Origin of the sequence: Streptomyces sp. NPDC052016, assembly GCF_044548445.1 — a bacterium.
Taxonomy (GTDB): Bacteria; Actinomycetota; Actinomycetes; order Streptomycetales; family Streptomycetaceae; genus Streptomyces.
Genome location: NZ_JBIUBX010000028.1, coordinates 114073 through 136237 on the forward strand (window position 1 = coordinate 114073; position 22165 = coordinate 136237).

At 74.0% G+C, this 22165-nt stretch carries 19 protein-coding genes; 7 read left to right on the forward strand and 12 right to left on the reverse strand.

All coding sequences use genetic code 11. The features are described from left to right. Positions 1 to 280 precede the first annotated feature (280 nt). Positions 281 to 3778: an FG-GAP-like repeat-containing protein gene (locus ACIHAR_RS30945; RefSeq protein ID WP_400022746.1), complete on the forward strand. Its 3498-nt coding sequence runs from the start codon at positions 281 to 283 to the stop codon at positions 3776 to 3778. Positions 3779 to 4063: 285 nt separating this feature from the next. On the opposite strand, the gene ACIHAR_RS30950 is transcribed toward ACIHAR_RS30945, so the two are convergent. After that, entirely contained in the window at positions 4064 to 6451 is a 2388-nt protein-coding gene (locus tag ACIHAR_RS30950) for an ABC transporter permease (protein WP_400022747.1), read from the reverse strand. Then, positions 6448 to 7152, reverse strand: a complete 705-nt coding sequence (locus ACIHAR_RS30955; protein ID WP_400022748.1) for an ABC transporter ATP-binding protein — start codon at positions 7150 to 7152, stop codon at positions 6448 to 6450. Before ACIHAR_RS30955 ends, ACIHAR_RS30950 begins: the two co-directional genes overlap by 4 nt. A 204-nt stretch (positions 7153 to 7356) precedes the next feature. On the opposite strand from ACIHAR_RS30955, the gene ACIHAR_RS30960 reads away from it, so the two are divergent. Both ACIHAR_RS30960 and ACIHAR_RS30965 read left to right on the forward strand, forming a co-directional pair. After that, positions 7357 to 9102 (forward strand): histidine kinase, encoded by a 1746-nt coding sequence (locus tag ACIHAR_RS30960; RefSeq protein ID WP_400022749.1) that lies wholly within the window; start codon positions 7357 to 7359, stop codon positions 9100 to 9102. Beyond that, positions 9099 to 9809 (forward strand): response regulator, encoded by a 711-nt coding sequence (locus ACIHAR_RS30965; RefSeq protein WP_400022750.1) that lies wholly within the window; start codon positions 9099 to 9101, stop codon positions 9807 to 9809. Before ACIHAR_RS30960 ends, ACIHAR_RS30965 begins: the two co-directional genes overlap by 4 nt. A gap of 39 nt (positions 9810 to 9848) precedes the next feature. Here the strand turns inward: ACIHAR_RS30965 and ACIHAR_RS30970 are convergent, their stop codons facing one another. The 5 genes from ACIHAR_RS30970 to ACIHAR_RS30990 form a co-directional block, all read right to left on the reverse strand. Beyond that, the gene (locus ACIHAR_RS30970) at positions 9849 to 10871 is read right to left on the reverse strand and encodes an acyl-CoA thioesterase (RefSeq protein WP_400022751.1); all 1023 of its coding nucleotides are present in this window, start codon (positions 10869 to 10871) and stop codon (positions 9849 to 9851) included. A gap of 5 nt (positions 10872 to 10876) precedes the next feature. Then, a complete protein-coding gene (locus tag ACIHAR_RS30975; protein WP_400022752.1) occupies positions 10877 to 11101 on the reverse strand; it encodes a hypothetical protein in 225 nt (74 codons plus the stop codon). A gap of 63 nt (positions 11102 to 11164) precedes the next feature. Further along, positions 11165 to 11644 (reverse strand): hypothetical protein, encoded by a 480-nt coding sequence (locus ACIHAR_RS30980; protein ID WP_400022753.1) that lies wholly within the window; start codon positions 11642 to 11644, stop codon positions 11165 to 11167. Positions 11645 to 12038: 394 nt separating this feature from the next. Continuing rightward, positions 12039 to 12974 carry an NAD-dependent epimerase/dehydratase family protein gene (locus ACIHAR_RS30985; protein ID WP_400022754.1) on the reverse strand — a complete coding sequence of 312 codons (936 nt, stop codon included), beginning with the start codon at positions 12972 to 12974 and terminating at the stop codon, positions 12039 to 12041. Between the two features lie 11 nt (positions 12975 to 12985). Further along, the gene (locus ACIHAR_RS30990) at positions 12986 to 13930 is read right to left on the reverse strand and encodes a ScbA/BarX family gamma-butyrolactone biosynthesis protein (protein ID WP_365461658.1); all 945 of its coding nucleotides are present in this window, start codon (positions 13928 to 13930) and stop codon (positions 12986 to 12988) included. Between the two features lie 158 nt (positions 13931 to 14088). Here ACIHAR_RS30990 and ACIHAR_RS30995 point away from each other — a divergent pair, with 158 nt between their 5' ends. Then, positions 14089 to 14727, forward strand: a complete 639-nt coding sequence (locus ACIHAR_RS30995; RefSeq protein ID WP_365461660.1) for a ScbR family autoregulator-binding transcription factor — start codon at positions 14089 to 14091, stop codon at positions 14725 to 14727. Positions 14728 to 14855: 128 nt separating this feature from the next. On the opposite strand, the gene ACIHAR_RS31000 is transcribed toward ACIHAR_RS30995, so the two are convergent. Then, a complete protein-coding gene (locus ACIHAR_RS31000) occupies positions 14856 to 15494 on the reverse strand; it encodes a TetR/AcrR family transcriptional regulator (protein ID WP_365461662.1) in 639 nt (212 codons plus the stop codon). Between the two features lie 293 nt (positions 15495 to 15787). On the opposite strand from ACIHAR_RS31000, the gene ACIHAR_RS31005 reads away from it, so the two are divergent. Then, a complete protein-coding gene (locus ACIHAR_RS31005; RefSeq protein ID WP_400022755.1) occupies positions 15788 to 16993 on the forward strand; it encodes an ATP-binding protein in 1206 nt (401 codons plus the stop codon). Positions 16994 to 17030: 37 nt separating this feature from the next. Next, complete coding sequence (locus tag ACIHAR_RS31010; protein ID WP_365461666.1) at positions 17031 to 17747, forward strand: response regulator transcription factor; 717 nt, start codon at positions 17031 to 17033, stop codon at positions 17745 to 17747. On the opposite strand, the gene ACIHAR_RS31015 is transcribed toward ACIHAR_RS31010, so the two are convergent. The 3 genes from ACIHAR_RS31015 to ACIHAR_RS31025 are packed head-to-tail and all read right to left on the reverse strand — an operon-like array spanning position 17733 to position 20375. Beyond that, positions 17733 to 18884 carry a beta-ketoacyl synthase N-terminal-like domain-containing protein gene (locus tag ACIHAR_RS31015; RefSeq protein WP_400022756.1) on the reverse strand — a complete coding sequence of 384 codons (1152 nt, stop codon included), beginning with the start codon at positions 18882 to 18884 and terminating at the stop codon, positions 17733 to 17735. The genes ACIHAR_RS31010 and ACIHAR_RS31015 overlap by 15 nt on opposite strands. Further along, on the reverse strand, positions 18881 to 20104 hold the full coding sequence (locus ACIHAR_RS31020; RefSeq protein ID WP_365461670.1) for a beta-ketoacyl-[acyl-carrier-protein] synthase family protein: 1224 nt from the start codon (positions 20102 to 20104) through the stop codon (positions 18881 to 18883). Before ACIHAR_RS31020 ends, ACIHAR_RS31015 begins: the two co-directional genes overlap by 4 nt. Next, positions 20097 to 20375 carry an acyl carrier protein gene (locus ACIHAR_RS31025; protein ID WP_365461672.1) on the reverse strand — a complete coding sequence of 93 codons (279 nt, stop codon included), beginning with the start codon at positions 20373 to 20375 and terminating at the stop codon, positions 20097 to 20099. Before ACIHAR_RS31025 ends, ACIHAR_RS31020 begins: the two co-directional genes overlap by 8 nt. Before the next feature lie 207 nt (positions 20376 to 20582). Here ACIHAR_RS31025 and ACIHAR_RS31030 point away from each other — a divergent pair, with 207 nt between their 5' ends. Next, the gene (locus ACIHAR_RS31030; RefSeq protein WP_388757869.1) at positions 20583 to 21623 is read left to right on the forward strand and encodes a ketoacyl-ACP synthase III family protein; all 1041 of its coding nucleotides are present in this window, start codon (positions 20583 to 20585) and stop codon (positions 21621 to 21623) included. A 166-nt stretch (positions 21624 to 21789) separates the two neighbouring features. Here ACIHAR_RS31030 and ACIHAR_RS31035 read toward each other — a convergent pair whose 3' ends face one another. Then, on the reverse strand, positions 21790 to 22005 hold the full coding sequence (locus ACIHAR_RS31035) for an acyl-CoA carboxylase subunit epsilon (RefSeq protein ID WP_400022757.1): 216 nt from the start codon (positions 22003 to 22005) through the stop codon (positions 21790 to 21792). Positions 22006 to 22165 lie beyond the last annotated feature (160 nt).

The window sequence follows — 22165 nt, forward strand, 5'->3', positions numbered from 1 at the left end:
CCTCGTCAAGTTGCACAAGATGTGAGTGAGTTATGTCACTCCGCAAAGGGTCACAAAGATGATCAAAAAATTGACCTCAGCGCCCTTTGCCGCGTCTCGCCCCGCGACCGCCGCCCCAAGGGTGTTGATCTCGTAAGGACGAGCTGTTCATACTCCAACCGCCCATCCCGGCGCGTCACGCGCTCATCACGGCTTGTCAGCAGGCCCGAGGGCACCCCCGAAAGAGCCATGCCGCAGCGGCAACCGCCGCACCGCGGCCCAGCCTGTTGGAGAAGGGCCCGTGAGCGACCTCGACAGCGCCACCGGAGCGACCGCACCGGCGACAGACTCCGAGTCAAGTCCCCCTGGCAGACCACGAGTCAGGCGCGCGATCGCCGCCGCGGTCGCACTGGCCGTGCTGGCCGGTGGCGCCGCCGTGCTCTCCCTGAGGGACGGCGGCGGTGACACGTCCGACGCCAGGACGAAGCGCGCCGCGCAACCGGTCGACGAGGACGAGGCGCAGCTCCGGGCGCGCAAGAGCGGCAAGAAGGTCGAAGTCGCCACGCTGACCGACGAGTTCTCCACGACGTACGCCAACCCCGACGGCTCGTTCACCTACACGTCGTCCGTCGCTCCCCTGCGCGCGAAGAACGACGAGGGGGAATGGGCGCCGATCGACACCACGCTGAAGCGGGACGACAAGGGCTGGCACACCGTCAACAGCCCGTACCCGGTGACTTTCTCGTCCGGTGACCCGGACCGCGCCCCGGCCGGCAAGGCGGCGGCACGCACCTCCGGCGGCACCGTCCGGTCGGCCGTCTTCCGTACCGGCGGCCGGAGCGGCGGCACCGCTCACCGGATCGACGACGCGGCGTCCTGGACGCCGCTGCTGACCATGACCGCCGGCGGCAACGAGATCCGGATGGACTGGCCCGGCACCCTGCCCGAGCCGGTCGTCGAGGACAACCGCGCGCTGTACAAGGGCGTCCTGCCCGGCGTCGACCTGATGCTGTCCGCGCGCGACACCGGCTACACCCACGTCCTGGTCGTGCACACGCCCGAGGCCGCCGCGAAGCTCGCCGCCGAGCCGCCGCGCTACCGCGTCACCTCGCCCACCCTCTCCTTCACCCTCGACCCCGGCACCGACGTGCTGATGGCCAAGGACAGCGCCGGCAACGAGGTCGCCGTCTCCCCCACGCCGTTCCTGTGGGACTCCGCCGGCACGCACGCCACGGACGCCGCGGCGACCGACCCGGACGCCGCGACCGGCACCAACGAGGACCCGGAGGTCGTCGAGGAGGGTCCGGCGCGCGAGGACACCGGCGACGCGGCCGACAAGGTCCCGAACGAGGACCCGGACGCGCCGCGGACCACGGAGCCGGGCGCCGAGCCCGCCGCCTACGGTGTGCCCGCCGCCGCCACCGACACCCTCGCCCTGCCCGCCGTCAACGGCCCCGGCGAGGGCGGCCACGCGACGACGGCCGCCGCCGCCTTCCAGGACGGCGTGCTGACCATCACCCCGCCGGACAACTACCTCGCGGAGACCGAGGGACTGACCTACCCGCTGTTCCTCGACCCGTCCACGACCGGCATCCGCGCCAACTGGACCACGGTCTACAAGCGGTACCCGAACTCCAGCTTCTACGACGGCGCCAACTACAACGAGGACACCAAGGAAGCCCGCGTCGGCTTCGAGAGCCAGACCTGGGGCACCGCCCGCTCGTTCTTCCGCATGCAGCTGAAGAACTCCATCAAGGGCGCGGACGTCTCCAGCTCCACCCTGAAGGTCCTGGAGACCCACTCCTGGTCGTGCAGCAAGCGCACGGTGCAGGTGTGGCGCACGGACAGCTTCAGCTCCAAGACCACCTGGAACCGCCAGCCCGGCTGGAAGCGGAAGATCACCTCCAAGTCCTTCGCGTACGGCTGGAAGTCCAACAGCTCCTGCCCGGACGCCTACGTCAACTTCACCATCACCTCCCTGGCCCAGGAGGCCGCCGACAACGGCTGGACCAGCTTCAACCTCGGCCTGGTGGCCTCCACGTCCAGCTCCGCGCCCACGACGTCCTCCAGCAGCCTGGAGACGGACGCCTACTCCTGGAAGAAGTTCCAGGCCGAGGGCGGCGGCTCCCCGACGCTGAGCATCACCTACAACCGCAAGCCGAACACCCCGACGTCCGTCACCATGAGCCCCGGCTCCTGCGACACCAGCGCCTCCCCGTACATCAAGGTCGGCAAGGCGGACACCATCACCATCAGCGGCAAGGCCACCGACCCGGACAGCGACCTCAGCAAGCTGGAGTTCCAGCTCTGGCAGACGGGCAAGCAGGACACCACGACGAAGACCTTCACCAAGTCCGTGGACGACGGCGAGGTCGGCGGAATCTCGATCAAGTCGTCCCTGACCAACGGCATCACCTACTCGTGGCGGGTGCGCGCCTGGGACGCCAAGGCCAGCAGCGGCTGGGCGCCCACCGGCGGTGACGGCGTGTGCCGCTTCACCTACGACACCGACCTGCCCGACTCCCCCGCCCCGGTGGTCTCCACGGAGTTCCCCGGTGACGACGACGGCGACAGCGAGCCCGACGTCTGGTCCGTCAACCCCTTCGGCGGCAGCGGCAGCTTCACCTTCGCCGTCGGCTCCGCCACCGAGACCGACATCGTGAAGTTCGTCTACTCCATCAACGGCACCAGCTACGCCGGCTGGGCCTGCTCCGGATCGCAGGGCACCACGGGCGGCCTCACCAAGGCCTGCACCACGCCCATCAAGACGGCCACCATCACCGGTATCAAGCCGCCCGCCGCCGGCCCCAACACCCTGTACGTCAAGTCCGTCGACTCGGCGGGCAACATCTCGCCCAACCCCCGCAAGTACTTCTTCTACGTCAAGCCGCGCTCCCTCCCGGACGGCCCCGGCGACCTCAACGGCGACGGCTCCGCCGACCTCGCGCACGTCACCGCCGCCGGCAACCTCTGGATCGACTCGGTGTCCCAGGGCGGCACCTGGATGTCCAGCGCCTTCGGCACCCACGACAAGGGCACCCTGATCAAGGACGGCGGCACCGCCCCGCACATCTGGGACGGCAGCAGCACGTACGCCCTGGTCACCCACAACGGCGACTTCGCCCCCGGCGACGGCGTCACCGACTGGGTCGTCCGCACCCCCGACGGCCGCCTGTTCATCTACCCCGGCGACGGCTACGGCGCCATCGACGTCAGCAAGCGCGTCGAGGTGCGTCTCCCCGCCAACGCCCCCGCCCCGTCCACCTTCTCCGAGATCAAGTCGGCGGGCGACATCACCGGTGACGGCCAGCCCGAGCTCTTCGCGGCGGCCGGGGTCAACGGCGCCGAACTGTGGGTCTTCAGCGGCTACAGCGGTGGGACGTTCAGCGAGGCCATCCAGATGACGTCGACCTCCTGGGGCGACGCCGAGCGGGACTTCGTGGCCATCGCCGACTACAACGGCGACGGCGCGGCCGACATGACCTACCGCACCGCGGCCGGCAACATCATCCTGCGCAAGGGCATCCTCGACAGCGACGGCGTGGGCACGGTCCTCAAGAGCCTGGGCCTGTCGAGCTCGAGCCTGGACGGCGACGACACCTACGCCTCCACCACCTTCACCCGGGCCGCCTACCCCCAGATCTACGGCACGCCCGACGCCACCGGCGACGGCATCCCCGACGTCTGGGCGACCAACGCGGCCGGAGCCCTGCTCCTCTACGACGGCGGCGCCACCAGCCTGGGATCGGCGACCACGCTGAGGTCGAGCGGCTACGACACGATCAAGCAACTGGGCTGACACCCGGACGCACGGATCGCGCGTCAGTGACGGAAAGGGTTCCGCCCCCACCCGGCCGGGTGGGGGCGGAACCCTTTCCGTGCAGCGGGGGCGGCCTTCCTGCTGCGGGCGTTCGGCCACCGCCCGCGCGGCGGACGGCCCGGACGGGAGACGGGCCGGACGGGGAGGCCTGGGCGGCAGAGGGTCCGGGGCGGCAAACGGCCCGTACCAGAGACGGTCCGGGGCAGCGGACCGGACGGTCCGGCTGCCGCTCAGATGGCAGACGGCCCGGGCCGCAGACGGTCCTCACTCCGTGCGCAACGGGGTGGCCGTGTCCGTCGCGGCCGCCCAGCCCGCCGGCAGCAGGCCGCCCGCAACCGCGATGACCGAGCCGCCCACAGCCAGCAGGGCCAGGTGCGCGGTGTCGTACACGGCGATCGTCGCGGCGGGCAGGGTCAGGCCGACGGCGTCCCCCATGAACGGTGTGACCCAGTGGTGCAGGGCGACCCCGGCGGGGACCGCGGCCGCACCGGCGAGCAGTCCGGTTCCGGCGACGGAGACGACGACCATGGCGACGGTCTGCCGGGGCGTCATGCCCAGGGCCCGGAAGACTCCCAGGTCACGGACGCGATCGCGGGTGTCGAGGACGACCGTGTTGAGCACGCCCAGTGCGGCGACCGCGACGAGCATCAGGGTGAGCATGCCGATCAGCGCGTTCATGGCCACGATCACACTGGACGAGCCGGCGCTGTTCGGACGGGCGTTCGCGCCGACCGGTTCCAGGGCGGCGTTGAGCGAGGCCAGGTACGAGGCCGGGTCCGAGCCCGGCTCCGTCCGCACGTCGAACCGGACCGGGCGCGCGTCGAGGCCCAGGTCGGCGAGGGTGGACGTCGTGGTCAGGAGTTCCATGCCCTCCCCTTCCGTGAAGAACGCCTCGCCGACGATGCGCACCGCGGTCCGCCGCTCCCCCTCCGTCAGGGTGAGCGTGTCCCCGATCCCCAGGCCGGCGGCCTTCAGGAAGCGGGCGGTCACCACCGCCTGTCCCGGCCCGTCGAGCCAGCGGCCCGACACCATCCGGGGAGCGCCCCACGAGGAGTCGCCCTCGTACGCCACCACGGTCGTCGCGCCCGTGACCCCGGCCGCGCCGACCTGCGCCTGGGCGGTGCCGTAGAACCGGCTGGTCCCCCGCTGGGCGCGCAGTACGGCGGCGACCCGCTGCGGATCGGCCCTCGGTGTGTCGGCCTCGTCGCCCGCGCGGACCACCTCGGCGCCGGGCGGCCCCTGCCCCCCGCCCGTCTGCACCACGACCGAACCGGCCGAATTGAGCATGCGGCCCTCCTGGACCACGCCCAGCGAGAGCGCGAGCCCGACGGCGAAGGTGACGGTGACGACACCGAAGGCGACCGCGGCGGCCATCGTGCCCGAACGTACGGGATGCGCGAAGGGATGGGCGAGCCCGAGACTCACCGCACGCGGTACCGGCAGCCGGCCCGCGAGCCGCCGCACCAGCCGTCCGCGCCCGGCCCCGGGCGCCCGCCCGACGGTCAGGGCGTCGACGGTCCGCAGCCGACCCGCGCGCAGGGCGGGCCCCAGGGCGGAGCCCGCGACCAGGACGAGAGCGGCGGCGGGCACCACGACGTCGATCCACACCGGGATCGAGGCGGCCGGTGCGTCGAAGACGGCGCCGGTCTCCCCGAGCACCGGAACGGCCAGCAGGTTGCCGAGGACCACCCCCGCGCCGCAGCCCACCGCGGCCGGGACCAGCGCCTGCCCGACATGGGCGAGGACGACCTGGGCCGGGGTGAGACCGAGGGCCTTCAGGACGCCGATACGGCGGGTCGCGGCCCCTGCCGAGCCGCTCACCACGATCCCGATGACCAGCAACGACAACGCCAGGCCGAGCACACCGAAGGCGGCCAGGATCGGCACGAACGCCAGCGCGTTCGCCGTCTGCTGCTGCCGGACGGTCAGATACGACTGCGCTCCGGTCATCGCGTCCTTCGGCAGAACCGCCGCCACCGCCGCACGGCCGGCGGCCACCTCCTCGTCCGTCCCCGCCTCGCGGAAGCGGTAGAGCATCTCGTACGCCGACGCGCCGGCCCCCTCGGCCGTCAGCGCCTCCGCCTGCGCGGGGGTCACCCAGGCCTCCGCGCTGCCGGTCACCGAGCGGGCCGTCCCAACCACCGTCAGCGTCGGACCGCCCGGCGCGTCGGGGAACGACAGCCGTGCGCCCGGCCACGCCGGCAGAACGCCGTCGGCCACCACGATCTCGCCCGGCCGGGTGGCCCAGGCCCCGTCCACGAGGTCGACCTCGTCGACCGGGCCACCCGCGTCCGCGCGCCCGACGACGGTCACGGGCGGCAGGTCCACTCCGGACGGCAGGACCTCCGAGTCCGAAGCGGTGCGCGGCCGCACCGAGAGCGTCCGGAACGGTCCCGCCGCGGCGCTCACACCGGGCGCGCGGGCGGTCGCCGCGAGCTGCGCGGCCGTCGCCCTCGCCCCGTCGAACCGGCCGGTCAGATGGGCGCCGTGCTGCTGGGCGAAGGCCCGGTCGAAGGGCGCCCGGGACGCGACGAGCAGTCCGGCGGCGAGGACTGACGCGGTGACGGCCATCAGCGTGGTCAGCACCATCACGGTCGTCTGCACGCGCCGCCGCCCGACTCCCGCGACAACCACCCGGCCCAGGGCGTTCACCGGCCCACCGCCGCCGCGTGCTCGGTGTCCCGGACGACGCGGCCGTCGACCAGCTCGACGGTCCGGGTCGCGCAGGAGGCGGCGAGGCCGGGATCGTGGGTGACCAGGACGACGGTCTGGCCGTCCGCGTTGAGCGCGGTCAGCAGGTCGCGGACGTCCTCGCCGGAGGAGGTGTCCAGGGCGCCCGTCGGCTCGTCGGCCAGCAGCAGTGCCGGACGGTTCATCAGCGCACGGGCGACGGCGACCCGTTGGCGCTCCCCGCCGGACAGCCTCCCCGGGTAGGCGTCGGCGTGCCGGTGCACACCGAGGTGCTCCAGCAGCTCCGCGGCCCGCCTGCGCGCCTCGGAGCGGGGCACCCCGGCGAGCTGGGCAGGCAGCAGCACGTTGTCGGTCACCGTCAGGTCGTCGAGCAGGTGGAAGAACTGGAAGACCATCCCGACCCTCGCCCGCCGGAACCGCGCCGACGCGGTCTCGCTCAGCGCGTCCAAGCGCAGCCCGTCGACCGTGACGCTGCCCGCGCTCGGCCGGTCCAGCCCGGCGATCAGGTTGAGCAACGTCGACTTGCCGCTGCCCGACGGCCCGATGACGGCCAGCACCTCCCCGGCACGCACGCTCAGCGTGACCCCCGCGAGAGCGGGCGGCCCTTCGCCGTACGTTCTGCTCACGTCACGGATGTCGATGACGGGTCCGGTCGCTGCCAAGGTGCCCTCCAAGCCGGTGGCCGACGGTTCGGCCCGACGCTAGGGAGGCACCCGTGCCCGGGTCGTCGCCCGTGACGGCGATCCCGGCTGCCGTTCCGGGCTGACCCACGGGCGCGTCATCCTCGCGATGTACGCGGAGGATGTAGCGCCCGTCCTCTCCGGAGGGGATGTGGGCCGGTCCGGCGTCTTGCCACACTGGGCGCCATGGGTGGGGCCGGTGGGGCTGTACGGGCGGAGACGGTACGGCGGCGGACGGTGCGGCAGGAGGCGGCACGTCGGTGGCGGACGGCGCGGCAGGACACGGCACGGCGGTGGCGCAGCGCGGGGGCGCTGCTGCGGGCCACCCAGCCGCTGCCGCCGCCGTCCCGGTGGATGTGGGCGGCGGACGCGATCCTCGCCGTCGTCCTCGCCGCCTGCACCGTCGGCGCGGCACTCCGTCAGGAGGCGCACACCTACGTGGTGCCGCCGGTCCTGGTGCGGGTGCCCGGCCTCACGGGCGACGCTCCGGTGGCGCCGCCCCCGCCGGTGCCGCCGCCCCCGCCGCTGCACTGGTCACGGGAGCTCGGCCCGGTCGACGCCTCGCAGTTGGTCCTGGCCGGCCTGACGGCACTCCCCCTCATCCTGCGCCGCCGCTGTCCGCTGGTCGCGTTCTGGGCCGTGATCGGTACGACGCTGCTGTTCAACCAGCGTTTGAACGCCGGCGACACGACCCTGTACACGTTCCTGTCCTGCGTGGTCGCGGCCTACGCCGCCGCCGTCTACAGCCCGTACCGCCTGCGGGCGCTCGCCAGCCTCCTGGCGGGCGCCGGCCTGCTCGCGGCCTTCCCCGACGAGAACCTCCCCGCCTTCACGCCCTCGGTGGCCCCGTTCCTGGTGCTGCTCGGCGTGGGGCTGGGAGCCAACGCCGTCCATGTCTGGAAACAGCGCGTACGGGCCCTCCAAGAACAGCAGGAAACCACCACACGGCTCGCGGTCGAGCGTGAACGCGCCCGCATCGCCCGTGAGTTGCACGACATCGTCACCCACAATGTGAGCGTGATGGTGATCCAGGCGGGGGCGGCCCGCAAGGTGATGGACGCCGCGCCCGACCGTGCCCGTGAGGCGCTGCTGGCCGTGGAGGCGGGCGGGCGCACCGCGATGGCCGAACTCCGCCAGGTCATGGGCCTGCTGACCCTGCCCGGCGACGACCCGGCCCCGTCCATCGCCCCCGGCTCCTCCGTCGGCCCCGGCCCGTCCGGCGACCCCCACTCCTCCTCCGCCGCCGATCCGGACCTGGCCCCGCAGCCGGGCCTGAAGCAGGTGCCGACCCTCGTCGACCGCGTCCGCGCGACGGGCGTCGGCGTGGACCTGACCGTCACCGGCACCCCGGCCCCGCTGCCCGCCGGCCCCGACCTGGCCGTGTACCGGGTGGTGCAGGAGGCCCTGACCAACGCCGTCAGGCACGCGTCGGGCGCCCGCGTCCGGGTCGCCCTCACCCACACCCCCGGCGCGGTGCACGTGGAGGTGACGGACACCGGCGGCTCCTCCTCCGCCCCGGACGGTTCCGGCCGCGGCCTCATCGGCCTGCGCGAACGCCTCGCCCTCCACAACGGCACCCTGCAGGCCGGCCACCGCGCCGCCGGCGGCTACCGCGTGTACGCGGTCGTCCCACGCGAAGGGTCCGCGGCCTCCGGCGAACGGGGAGCCTTCGGCGAGCGGGAAGTCTCCGGCGAGCGGGGGGCCTCCGGCGAGCCCGGGGCGTCAGGTGATCGCGGGCCCTTCGGCGGGCACGAGCCCTCCGGGCCGTCCGGGACCTCCGGGCGACCAGGGGCCTCCGAGCAAACGGGGGCCTCCGGGCAAGCAACGGGGGCTTCCGGGGAGGGGAAAGCCTCCCGGCGACCAGGGCTCGGAGACGATCCCGGGACCTCCGGGCATCCCGAAGCCTCCGGCGACTGCACGGAGCGGCGGTGAGCGAACCGCCGCCCCGCGTCGTGATCGCGGACGACCAGGCGCTGGTCCGCACCGGATTCGGTCTGATCCTGGCCGCCGACGGAATCGACGTCGTCGCCGAGGCCGCCGACGGCGACGAGGCCGTCGACGCGGTCCACCGCACCCGTCCCGACCTCGTCCTCATGGACATCCGCATGCCGGGCACCGACGGTCTGGAAGCCACCCGGCGTATCCTGTCCGGCGCTGTGCCCGACCCGCCCCGCGTGCTCATCCTGACCACCTTCGACCTCGACCGGTACGTCCACGCCGCCCTCACCGCCGGCGCCAGTGGATTCCTCCTCAAGGACGTCACCCCCGAACACCTGGTGGCCGCCGTCCGCCTCGTCCGCACCGGCGACGCCCTGCTCGCCCCCGCCATCACCCGCCGCCTGGTCGAGCGGTTCACCTCCCGCGCCGACGGCACGCCCGCCCCCGCCCTGCACCGGGACCTCTCGGTCCTCACCCCCCGAGAGGTACAGGTCCTCCAGTCCCTGGGCGGAGGCCTGAGCAACACCGAACTCGCCGCGCGCTTCGCCCTGAGCGAGGCCACGGTGAAGACCCACGTGGCCCGCATCCTGTCCAAGCTGCGGCTGCGCGACCGCGCCCAGGCGGTCGTGGTGGCGTACGAGACGGGGCTGGTCGTGCCGGGAGCGGGCGGTACGACGGGAGACCCCAGGTCATCGACGTGACCTGGGGCGTCCGGTGTGCGGGGCGCGCCGGAGACCGGCTCAGTCCGTCTCCGGTTTGGCCACGGCCCAGGAGAAGGGGTCGATGTCGGCCTCGGGGAGGGTGTCGGGCGGGTCGGCGGGGCCAGCTGTCCGGCCGGGCCGGATGACCCCTTCCTGGACGACGCTCGCCGCGAGAGCGCCGTCGGCCGTGTAGATCCTCGCGTGGACCAGGGCCCGGCCGTCGGCGAAGGACGGGCTGCGCTGCTCGAACAGCAGCCACTCGTCCGCGCTGAGGGGACGGTGGAACCACATGGCGTGGTCGAGGCTGACCGCGGTGCCGTTCCCCTCGTTGGGCAGGCCGGTGCGGTGGTTGGGGGAGGCGGAGTCCAGCAGGGTCAGGTCCGACAGGTAGGCGACGAGGCACTGCTGGAGCGCGGGCACGCCGGCGTCCGCGCCGGGCGGCAGTTCCCGCACCCGGAACCAGACGCGGGTGACCTCGGCGGTCCGGTCGAGCCGCCTGCCGGGGCGAGGGTCCGCGGGATCGTGGACGTAGCGCACGTCGACGACGTCGCGCAGGTCGGACAGCAGCCGGATGACCCCGGGGTGCACCTGCGCGGGCGGCTCGTCGACCGCGTGGGGCAGGCGGTGCGGGGACGGCGCGGACGGCATGCCGATCTGGTGGTCCTCGCCCGGCCGCGACGTCCTCTTGAAGGAGGCGGTCAGATGGAAGATCTCCTGCTCCGTACGACCGCCGGTCTGCACCGCCACCACCCGCCGGCTGGTGAAGGAGTGGCCGTCGCGCAGCCGCTCCACCCGGTAGGTGATCGGCTGGGCGGGGTCGCCGCGGTAGAGGAAGTAGCCGTGCAGGGAGTGCGGTTCGCGGCCCCGCGGCACGGTGCGGGCGGCGGCGCTCAGCGCCTGGGCGACGGTCTGGCCGCCGAACACCGCGGACAGGCCCGCCGGAACGCTGCGGCGCGAGCGGAAGGTGTCCGGGGCCGTCGCGTCGAGGACGAGCGAGTCGATCAGCGGCCAGGCGGACGCGGGCGCGGGCGCGGGCGCGAGGGGAAGCGTCGTGGTCGTCATCAGCGTCACTGCCCGCCGGTGTGGAGCGGGCGGACGACGATCGCGATCCGGTCCGGGGCGTCGCCGGGCAGCGCCCCGTTCCGCTCGCGGCCGTAGCGCTCGGTCAGGGCGGTGATCGGGCGCGCCCCCATGAGGTCGGACCGGGGTGTGCCGTCCGGCCGCACCGCGGCCGGGTGCACGCGGAGGGGGCGTTCGAGCAGGTCGAGACGGTCGCGGGGCAGGGTGGGCAACGCAGGCCTCCAGGGTCGGTCGGGCATCGGGTCGTCAGCGGGCGCGTCGTCGGGCCCGAGCGGTCACGGATTCCGGGAACGGCGCGGCGGTGCGCAGGAGGAATTCCTCTCCGGAATCGCCGGCACAATGTCCTGGTGCAGCATTGGGACATTCCAGTACGGACTCAGGTACGGGATTGCCGTGTCGGCCGCGAGTCGCCGCGCGGCGCACCCCACGGTGACCTTCGCCGAATTCGGCGCGACCACGTGGAGGGGAATGCCGAGGGCGACCGTGTGCGTGAGCCCGAGCCCGGGAACCGTGCCGTTCCGGCATCCCGGAAACCGACGGCCGCGTGGTGGTCGGGCTGGTGCGTGCGGGCGAGTACCACTCGCGGGCCGGCCGGTCGCGTCACCGGCGCAGACCTCGGCGACGCCGGCCGGTGGACCGGTGGCGGTGCCGGTGGGGGCGCCGGTGGCGGTGCCGAGACGGTCACCCGCGTCGGCGAGCCGCCCCGGACCGTACGGCGTGGTCGCGGCGGCGGGCGGCACGTCGGTGATCGTCACGGGCTCTCCTGCTCTCGGCGCGTCGCGGCACGGGTGTGCCGTCGGGCTGCACACCGGCAGCGTCGCAGCGCCGCATGGAAGGCGAATAAAACCCGGGTTGAATTTCCTCGCGATTTCGCCTTCCAGCGGACATTGATTAGCTGGTCCTTGCCGCGGGCCGGGCCCGCACCTAATTTTCTGGGTGTTCCCGTTCCTGCGTGACGACGGAGTGGACTCGCAGGAATTTCCCGGGGCCGGCGGGCGCGCCGATCCGGGCGGGTCACGACCGGGTGCGGCCGGTCGTGGATCCGTCCGGGCCGGCCCACCGCGCCGTGCGGGTCCCCGGTCCGGCCCGACGGGCTCGTCGAACGGGTGGTGCGCCCGGGACCGGGGAACCCGCGCACCACCCGCCCGGCTACCCGGCCCCCGCCGGGGCGAGTGCCCGCCGGTACCAGTCCTCGTACCGGGCGAAGCGCTCACCGAAGGCGCCCGGTGCGCAGTCGAGGTCGGCCCACAGCGGATCGCCGTCGAACCAGTGGTCGGTGACCAGCATGTCCAGGTCGTGCCGGGAGCCTGCCCGCGCCGACAGGCGGTCGTACGCCTCGTCGAGGGTGAGGTCCCGCTCCGGCCAGGGGACGGACGCGACGTCACCGACGGCGCGCAGGAACGTGTGCCAGGGCACGGGTTCGGGGTGACAGGCGTGGTAGACGGGCGCGGTGAGCCGTTCGGCGGGGGCCAGGGCGGCGGCGACCAGGGCCCGGGCGAGGTCCTCGGCGGCGACCGCGGAGACCCGTGCGCGCCAGCCCTCCACGGTTCCGGGCAGTCCGCGCAGCAACCGGGCCAGCGCCGGCACCACCCGCGTGTCCCCCTCGCCGTAGACGAGGTGCGGGCGCACGACCGTGCCGCCCGCGGCCAGTACGGCGTCCTCACCGGCCGCCCGGGTCCGCGAGGTGACCGAGACGGGCGCGCGGTCGAGGTCCTGCGGCCGGGCCCGCCGGAAGGTGCCCCGCCCGTAGACGGCGGCGGTGCTGAGGTGGACGACGCGGGCGACGCCGGCCCGGCGGGCCTCGGCCACGAGCGCGGCCGTGCCGCGGGCGTTGACCGCCTCGCACAGCGCGTCCGGGCCGCCGATCTGCGAGGCGCAGTGCAGCAGGGCGTCGGCGCCGTCGCACAGTCCGCGCAGCGAGTCCGGGTCGGTCAGGTCGGCGGGGACGACCGTCGTGCCCGGCACGCCCGCGCGCACCTTGGTGTGATGCGCCGTCAGCCGCAGGGTGAGGCCCCGGCGTCCGGCCTCGCGGACGACGTGGCGGCCGATGAAACCGCCGGCGCCGGTGATCACCACGGTGGGCATGGTCCGGCTCCTCACAGGGCCCGGTGCGGGCGCAGGGTCAGGGTGGCCGTGAAGACCGTCTCGCCGCGCTGGGTGCCGCGCACGGTCGTCGGGATGCGGCCGAGGCTGTCCGGACGGCCGGGCTCCGCCTCTATCCAGCAGGGCGCGTCGAGTTCGGCGTACCGCGCGAAGGAGCTGTCGAGTCCGACGGGCAGGGCGTCGCGCAGTCCGGTCGAGGCGTGCGCGGCCTGCCGGGCCGCCTCCAGGAGCACCATGCCGGGCACGTGGTCGACCGGGTGGTCGAAGAAGATCGGGTGGGTGGTGTCCACCCGCAACTGCCAGCGGCGCGGGGAGCGCGGGTCGGCGGCGGCGAGGACCACGTCGCGCGAGCTGACCCTGCCGACGGTCTCCGGCGCTATGCCGACCGGTATCGGCAGGCTCGACCTGGTCGGCCGTTGGCCGCGCAGCCGCCGGTAGACGGACGGGCTGGTGCAGCTGAAGGCGGCGTCGGCCACGGCGAGCGGCGTGCCGTCGCGTTCCACCGTCACGCGGTAACGCATGCCCGCCAGCTTCCCGGCCCGGCGTTCGATGTCGTGGCACTCGGCCCGGAGGACCACCTCGGTCGGCGTCGGCTCGGCTGCGAGGGCCTCGGGGTCCGCGGAGAAGGAGATGTTCCACATCAGGAACTGGTGGCCGAAGGGGACGTCGTACTCGGCGTGCGCGAGCAGCGCCCCGGTCTGGCGGACCGACTCCACCAGCAGGAGCGGGTCCTGGTAGCCGCCGGCGGGGACGAACAGCGCGTGGCCGCGCGGCCACTGGGCCGTGACGGAGAAGCAGTCGGGGCTGTCTGCTTCCCAGCGGGTGAGGAAGACTTCGGACACGGCGGCACGGTGGACGTACTCGCTGGGCACCGTGGTGGTGAGCCGAGCGGTGCTGGTGCTCTGGTCAGGAACAACAGCGCTGATAGTGCGCGACATGCAAGAAACCCCGTCTCTCTGCGGGCAGGGCGGACGACCGCTCCGGCGCAAAGCCCCCCCTGCGCTGGTCAACTTCACCTAGCTGTCCACTAAGATACAGACAGGTCGGTTCGGTTTTTCAAAAAAATCGCAACGTTTACGAGAATTCGAGGGCTGGGATGGCTGTTCAGGAGCGGGGTGAGAAGTCGAGGCGTTCGATCCTGGAGGCGGCCGCGTGCGTCTTCGACGAGCGGGGCTACGACGCGGCGAGCACCACCGAGATCCTGGCGCGCAGCGGCCTGACGCGGGGCGCCCTCTACCACCACTTCCCCTCCAAGGAGGCGATCGCGGCGGCCCTGGTGGCGGCGCAGAGCGAGGCGCTGGTGGTCCCGGAGCAGCCGATGAAACTGCAGGCGGTGGTGGACCTCACCCTCGAGTACGCCCGCCGGCTGCGGACCGATCCGGTGCTGCGCGCGAGCGTGCGGCTGACCGTCGAGCAGACCTCGTTCCCCCACCCGGGCAGGACGCCGTACCAGCAGTCGGCCGATGCCATCCGCGGCCTGCTCCAGGGAGCGGAGCGGCAGGGCGAGATCCTGCCGGGCGTGGACCTGGACGAGGTCACGCAGTTCGTCGTGGGCGCGTTCACCGGCGTCCAGTTGATGTCGCAGGTGTACTGCGGCCGCCAGGACCTGCTGGAGCGGGTGTCCGCGATGTGGCGGCTGCTGCTGCCGGGCATCGCCACCCCGGGCATGCTGGCGCGGCTGCGCACGACGCTGCCGCCGCCGGCCGCGGGCACGGAGGGGGACGGGCGGCCGTAGGGGACGTGCGGCCGTAGGGGACGTGCGGCCGTAGGGGACGTGCGGGCCGGCCGTAGGGGTGTCCCGCACCGGCAGCCGGGGTGGCGCGGTGTCGCCAACGCGGAGGCGGCGGGTCACGCCGCCTCCCGTCACTCCCCGGGATCGCGGGGCGCGGGGATGCCGTCGGGGGCGGGCGCCGAAGGCACGAAGAGGGGACGCAGGGCCCGCCACATCCGGTCGGACGCGGCGGGCGACCACCAGGCCGCGTCCGTGCGCCCCAGCGACTCCAGTCCGGCCACGACCGCCACGGCGAGGTCGGCGAGGTCCCGCCCCTCGGACCCGTGGGCGCCCGGCGCGGCGGGCGGCAGCAGTCCGCTCACCTTGCGGTGGACCGCGTCCAGCACCTCCTCGCGCAGCCGGCGGGCCGGATCCGCGGAGCCGTCGGGATCGAGTTGCAGGCCGGCCCGCACGGTGGGGTCGTCGCTCAGGGCCCGGCCCAGCGCGGAGCCGAAGCGGGACAGCGCCGTGAAGGCGGCCTCTTCGAGCGGTTCGCTCAGGGCCGTGGTGAAGGCCTCGTCGATCAGCGCGGCGACCTCTTCGCGCGCCTGGTCGCGCACGGCGACCACCACGGCCTCCTTCGTGGCGAAGTGGTGGTAGAGAGCGCCCCGGCTCACCCCCGCGGCTCGGCAGATGTTGACCAGCCCGGCGTCGCCCGGGCCGCCGTCGCCGATCAGCTCGGCGGTGGCGCGGACGATGGCCTGGCGGGTCTGCTGAGCTCGCTTCTGCATCGGGGGATGCGTGTCCTTCCTGGCGAGGGGGCGGGCGATCCGCGACGGCGAGCGTCGGCGCGCCCGCTCAGGAACGCCCAGTCAACCACCGGAGCCGGACTCCGTACAAGTCTGTCTGTTTTAGTCGAGGGATCAATCCCGCAGCCCCTCCGTCAGCGACGGCTCCGGGGAGGCGGGACGAGCTGAGCGGCGGCCTGCCCCACGGTATCCAGGCATGTCCCGGCGGCGATTGACAAACAGACAGGTCTGTTTGTTACGGTCGAGCGGTCTGGTATCCGAGCGTGAGGAATCCGATGGACAACCCGACAGCCCAGATACGCCCGCCGGAGGGAGGCCCGACCGTCGCCGGAGCCGCCTTCGCCGAGGCCCTGCACGAGGGACTGATCCGTGCGACGCGGCGGACGCCGGACGCACCGCCGCCGACGGCACGGTTCGCGGCCCCTTCCCGCACCGCACCGCCGCCCCGCACCGCACGCGACGGCGGCCGGGCCGGGACGCCGTCCCCCGTGCTGCCGGAGACCGAGCGGGAGGAGGTCCTGCGCCGGTTCCGGCTCGCCCTTCCGGCGGTGCTCCCGCCCCCCGACCGCGAACGGCCCGCCCTGACCTCGGCGCTCGTCTCCTTCGCCCGGCGCGTGCTCGCGCACGCCGGGCGGACCGGCTCCCCATCGGGGCCGGCACGCCCGTTCCTGCCGCCCGCGACCGAGGTCGGGCCTCACCACCTGGTGGCCGCGGTCGGCCTGCTGTACGAGTGCGCGCTGCTCGAGGTGATGGAGAGATCCGCCGACTCCGCCGAACCGGGGCCCGGTGACACGGCTCCCCACCGCGCCCTGGCGGCCGTCCAGGCGCTCGCGGACGCGCTGCGCGCCGCCGGAGTGGACTTCTGGCGCGGCGACGACGGCTGGAGCGAGTCCCGTCGGCTGGCCCGCCGGCTGCACGACGAGCTCGGCAGCACGCTGGCCGTGGCCCTGCACCGCGTCCAGCTCGGCGAGGACGACCCGGCCGGAGCCGCCGCCCACCTGGCGGTGGCCAGGAAGGCCCTCCACGAAGCGGTGGAGGAGAACCGCGGCCTGATCGCCGGCCTGCGCCGCAGCACGCGAACACCGCCGCTCCGCCTCGCTCTCGACGCCTTCCTGGCCGACCTGGCCCCGCACGCGGACGTCGACGTTCATCTCGTCGGCGACGAGACGGTGGCGCCGGAACCCTGCCGCCGTGAACTGCTCCTCGTCCTGCGCGAGGCACTGCGCAACGCCCTCGCGCACGCCGGTGCCGCACACATCGAGGTGACCGTCCGCACCACCCGGCGGTGGGTGTACGCCCGGGTCGAGGACGACGGCGTGGGCTTCGACGTACGGGGTGTCCTGGACGACCCGCGCACCGGGCACGGGCTGGACTCCGTCCGGGAGCGGGTCGAGGACCTCGGCGGCCGGCTGCGCATCACGAGCGCCGTCGGCGCGGGCACCCGCACCGAACTGCACCTGCCGCTCGTCCCACGGCCGTGACCGCACCGGTCCCCCACCGCTGACCAGGAGACTCCTCATGCGCCCGACGCGCATCGTTCTCGCCGACGACCACGCCCTGTTCCGAGAGACCCTCGCCGACCTGCTGAACGCCCAGCCCGCCCTGACGGTGGTGGGGCAGGCCGCCGACGGCGCGCAGGCCGTCCGGTGCGCGGCCGCCGAACAGCCCGATCTGCTGCTCCTCGACCTCCAGATGCCCGGCAGCCACGGAGCGGCCACGGTGCGCGAGATCGTCGCCGCCTCTCCGCGCACCCGGGTCCTGTGCCTGTCCGCCCACGCGCACTCCTACCTCGTGGACGAGATGCTGGCCGCCGGAGCCCGCGGCTTCCTGCACAAGGGCATCGACCGCGAGGCCCTGCTCACGGCTGTTTCCCGCGCACTCACCGAGCCCGGGCACACCGCCGTGCTGGCGCCGGTGGGGACCGCGCACCACGTACCGCTCGAGGAACCGCTGTCCCGGCGGGAGCACCAGGTCCTGGTCGGCGCGGCGTCGGCGATGAGCAACCGGCAGATCGCCGACTGGCTCGACATCACCGAAGGAACGGTCAAGCGCCATCTGAACAGCGTCTTCCGCAAGCTGGACGCGGTCTCCCGGCTGGACGCCGTCACCAAGGCGGTCCGGGCGTCGCTGATCCCCTCCCCGGACGTCCACGCCGTGGTGCCGCGCCGGTCGCCGGGAGGACGGCCCTCCCCGGCGACCGGCGTGCGCCCGCTCCGTCGCTCACCCGGCGGGTGACGACCGGCGCAGAACGGCCGCGCCCACCGATCCGTCGTGACCGACGGAGGTGACCAGGCCCCAGGCAGCGCCGCCGCCGGCCGCCTGCTCCGCGCCGTCCTCCCAGTGCGCGAGCAGCGCGGCCAGTTGCAGGGCGCCACTGGCGCTGTAGGTCTCCCCGAGCACCTCCTGCACCCGCAGCACCTCGGGCTCGTGCCCGGCCAGCGCCCGGCGGCGGCCACGGGCCTCCACCGCGCTCCAGCCGGAGCCGCTGCTCGCCCCGGCCGAGACGACACCGATGTCTCCCGGCTCGGCGCCCGCGGCCCGCAGCGCGTCCTCGACGCACCGCGACAGCGCCGCCGCCACCGCGTGGGGTCCCTCCTCCAGCGGAGTGAAGGCCACCTCGCAGGCGGTCAGTTCGGCCAGGGGCGTGCCCACGGCGCTCCCGGCGCCGCCCGCCGCCTCCAGGACGAAGACGGCGCTCCCCTCGCCGAGCGCCGGCCGCTCGCCCAGGGCGCCGCTGCGGTGCCAGGCCCAGGCCGTGTGCGCGCTGAGCTCCTCCACACCGCCCGTGAGCAGCCGGGCGGCCCGGCCGGTCAACAGGGCGTTGCGGGCGTAGCGCAGCGCGGACAGGGCGGAGACCTGTCCGCCGGCCAGCGAGGCGTTCAGGCCCGTGAAGGAGTGCCGCATGGCCACCTGGCTCGCGCCGTGGTTCAGCAGCAGCCCGGGGAACAGGGCCGGGCTCACCAGGTACGGGCGCTGGGCCTCGTAGCTCTCGCGGAAGAACTCCGCGAAGGCGCGGGCGCTGCCGGTGCTGGTGCCGAGCACCACGCCGGTGTCGGCGCGCTCCTCGGGCCCGCCGGGCTCCGGCAGCCCGTCCAGTGCGAGCTCCGCCGCCACCATGCCGAGCGTGGTGGTGCGACTGAGGGCGCTCAGCCCCTTGCGTCCGAGGTACTCCCGGGGCGCGAAGTCCGGCACCGGCAGCAGTCGTACGCCCGGCGGCGCCGGCTGCTCGCCCAGGACCTGCTCGCCGCCGTCACCGGGCGGCAGCGCGCCCGAGCGCACGGCCTCGTACAGCGCCTTGCCGCCGACGCCGGCCGCGCTGAGCACCCCGTAACCGGTGATCCGTACGGTGGTGGACTCGGTGGTGCCGCTCATGCGGGCCTCCCCAGCATCACGATGGCGTTGTTGCCGCCGAAGGCGAACCCGTGGTTCTCCACGATCCTGGGGCCGGCGGGCCGTGCCCGGCCGGGCACGCAGTCCAGGTCCGGCCCGAGGGCGGGGTCCACCGAGCGGACCGTCGCCGTGGGCGGCAGGAACCCTTCCTTCAGGGCGGCGCAGCAGGCCAGCGCGCCGAAGCCGCTGGCGGCTCCCATGGTGTGGCCGAGCATCGACTTGATGGAGCTGATCGGCGGGATCCGGTCGCCGAACACCTCGCGCACCGCCGCCACCTCGGTGGAGTCGTTGGCGGCCGTGCCCGTGCCGTGCGCGCACACGTAGTCGACGTCGTCCGGCTCGATCCCGGCGTCGCGGTGCGCCCGGCGGATGCACTCGGCGATGCCGTCCCGGTCCGGCTGGGTGGGGTGCTTGGCGTCACAGGTCAGGCCGTAGCCCAGCACCTCGGCGTAGATGCGCGCTCCGCGTGAGACGGCGCTGTCCCACGACTCCAGGACGAGGGCCGCGCCACCCTCCGCGGTCATGATGCCGGCCCGGTCCTCGTCGAACGGGCGGCACAGGTCGGGGGCGATGGCGCCCAGGCGGTGGAAGCCCGCGTGGGTGGCGCGGTTCACGGCGTCGGCGCCGCCGGCGATCATGACGTCGGCCGCTCCGCCGCGGATCAGGTCGAAGCCGTACCCGATGGCGTAGTTGCTCGCCGAGCAGGCGGTGCCGAAGGTCTGCGCCTCACCGCGCAGGCCCAGTTCGGTGTTGACGGCGGCCGCGATGCGGTCCGCCGAGGCGCGGGCGGCGAGATCCCCGTCGATCCCGTCGATGCCCTGCGCCAGCCACTGCTCGGTCAGTTCCTGGAAGGCGCGCGCCTCCCCGTTGGTGGTGCCCATGGCGCTGCCCGCCCGGGCCGCGGACAGGGCGTCGTCGTCCCAGCCGGCGTCCCGCACGGCGAGCCGGGCGGCCGCGGCCGCGAACTGGCTGCTGCGGCCCCACTTCTCGGCCGGCAACCGCTCCAGGTGGTCCTGCGGCCGGAAGTCGTGCACCTCGCCCGCCCGGGCGTGCTGGAAGCCGGTGGTGTCGAACGAGCTGATGTCGGTGATGCCGCTGCGGCCCTCGCGGACGGCCGCGGTGAACGCCTCGATGCCGATACCGAGGCTGCTCACCGCGCCGAGGCCGGTGACCGCGACGCGGCGCAGCCGGCGCTCAGACATGCGCGACGGCGGTCGTGTGACGTGCGATCAGGTCGTAGGCGGTGCCGAGGTTGTCGAGGTCGACCAGCTCCTCCTGCGGTATCTCGATGCCCAGCTGCTTCTCGAAGCGGGAGAACATCTCGATGATGAGCAGGGAGTCGGCGTCGAAGTCCTCGACGAAGCTGTGCTGCTCGCCGACCTCCTCGGCGTCGACCTCCAGCACGTCCGCCACGATCTCCCGGATGCGGCTGCGCAGCTCGGGGGAGAGATCCTGGCCCTGGTTGCCCGACATGTTCGTGGTCCTTTCTGCATTCGGACACACTCCCGCCTCGGAATGCGCAGCGGAAATGTGGGGTGACGCATTGATGCTGCCATATCCGCGGCACCACGGAAAACCCCCGCCGATCGAATTCCGTATCTCTTTCATGCGGATTTGACGCGCATTCCATTTGCGCTGGAAACAATATGCGTGTTACCGGAATCAGAGGGGGCTCCTGTCATGAGAACGACCGCGCCGGTGGGCATCGCCGCGGCGGCCCTGTGGCTGCCGCCGAAGAGGGACGGCGCCGACAGCGCCGTGGCCGAGGACCGCGTCGAGGAGAACGTGGCGCGGGACCTGGGCCACCCCCGGCTGCCGGTCGCCGACGACGTCTCCGCGCCCGAGATGGCCGTGCTCGCCGCCCAGCGGGTGCTCCGCGGCAGCGGCGTGGCGGCGGCCGACGTGACGCTCCTGCTGCACGCCTGGATGCACTACCAGGGCCACGACCTGTGGTCGCCGGCCCACTACATCGCCCACCAGATCGGCGCGCACAACACCGTGCCGGTCGGCATCCAGCAGATCTGCAACGGCGGCGCCGCGGCCCTGGAGCTGGCCGCCGCCAGGCTCTCCCTGGAAGGGGGCCCCGGGCACGCCCTGGTCACCACCGCCGACCGGTTCACCGCCCCCGGCTTCGACCGGTGGCGCAGCGACTACGGCGCCGCCTACGGGGACGCGGCCACCGCGGTGCTGCTCAGGCAGCCGGCCGACGCGGGCGACCCGCTGCTGCTGCGGGCCCTGCACACCGCGGCCGCCCCGCACCTGGAGGCCATGCACCGGGGCACGGACCCCTTCGCGCGGCTGCCGCGGGAGAACTCGCCCGTCGTCGACATGCGCCGGACCAAGCGTGCCTACCTGCGCGACCACGGGGTCGCTCCGTTCAAGAAGGTCAACCGGGAGATGATCCGGTGCGTGGTCCAGGGGGCGCTGCGCGACGCCGGGCTCGCCGCCGACGACCCGCGCATCCGGTTCGTGCTGCTGCCCCGGCTCGGGTTCAAGACGCTCCGCAGCGCGTGGATCCCGACGCTGAACGACCTCGTCGCCGCCCGGCCGGTGGACTGGGGGAGCGACACCGGGCACCTGGGCACGGGCGACCTGCCCGCGGGACTGTACGAGGTGCTGCGCCGGTCCGCCCTCGGCCCCGGTGACGTCGGCCTGCTGCTGAACGCGGGCGCCGGCTTCACCTGGTCCTGCGCGGTGGTCGAGGCGCCCGTGGCCCGCTGAAGCCCTCACGGCATGCGGCCGGGGCCGCGCCGAGCCCTTCGAGGGCGTCGGCGCGGCCCCGGCCGAAGTGCTGTACTGCCCGGCCGAAGTGCTGTACTGCCCGGCCGAAGTGCTGTACTGCCGGGTCTCCGCCGGGGAGGGCCTGCCGCCCCGGCAGAGGTGCCGCTCAGCGCGGGAAGGTCCGCCAGGCACCCGCCGGACGGTGCAGGCTCGGCCGCAGCCAGCCGGGGACGGGCGGGGGGCCGGCGACCGGCTCACCGACGGCGGACAGGGCGGCGCCGCGGGCCAGTACGACGGCGGTCAGCGCGGCCAGCTCGTCGGGGGTGGGGTCGCCCCGCACCACGCGCAGGGCGGGCGGGGCGGGGGGTGCCGGTTCTTCCATGGGACGCCTCGTTTTCCTCTGGGTGGCTCGGGGCCTTGCGCGGTTGCCCTCGGCAGGGCTGCTCGGGGGCTTGTGGAGTGCTTCGGCAGGGCTGCTGGGGCTTGTGGGGGTGCTTCGGCAGGGCTGCTCGAGGTGGGGTCGCTTCGGTCGGGCCGCCGCG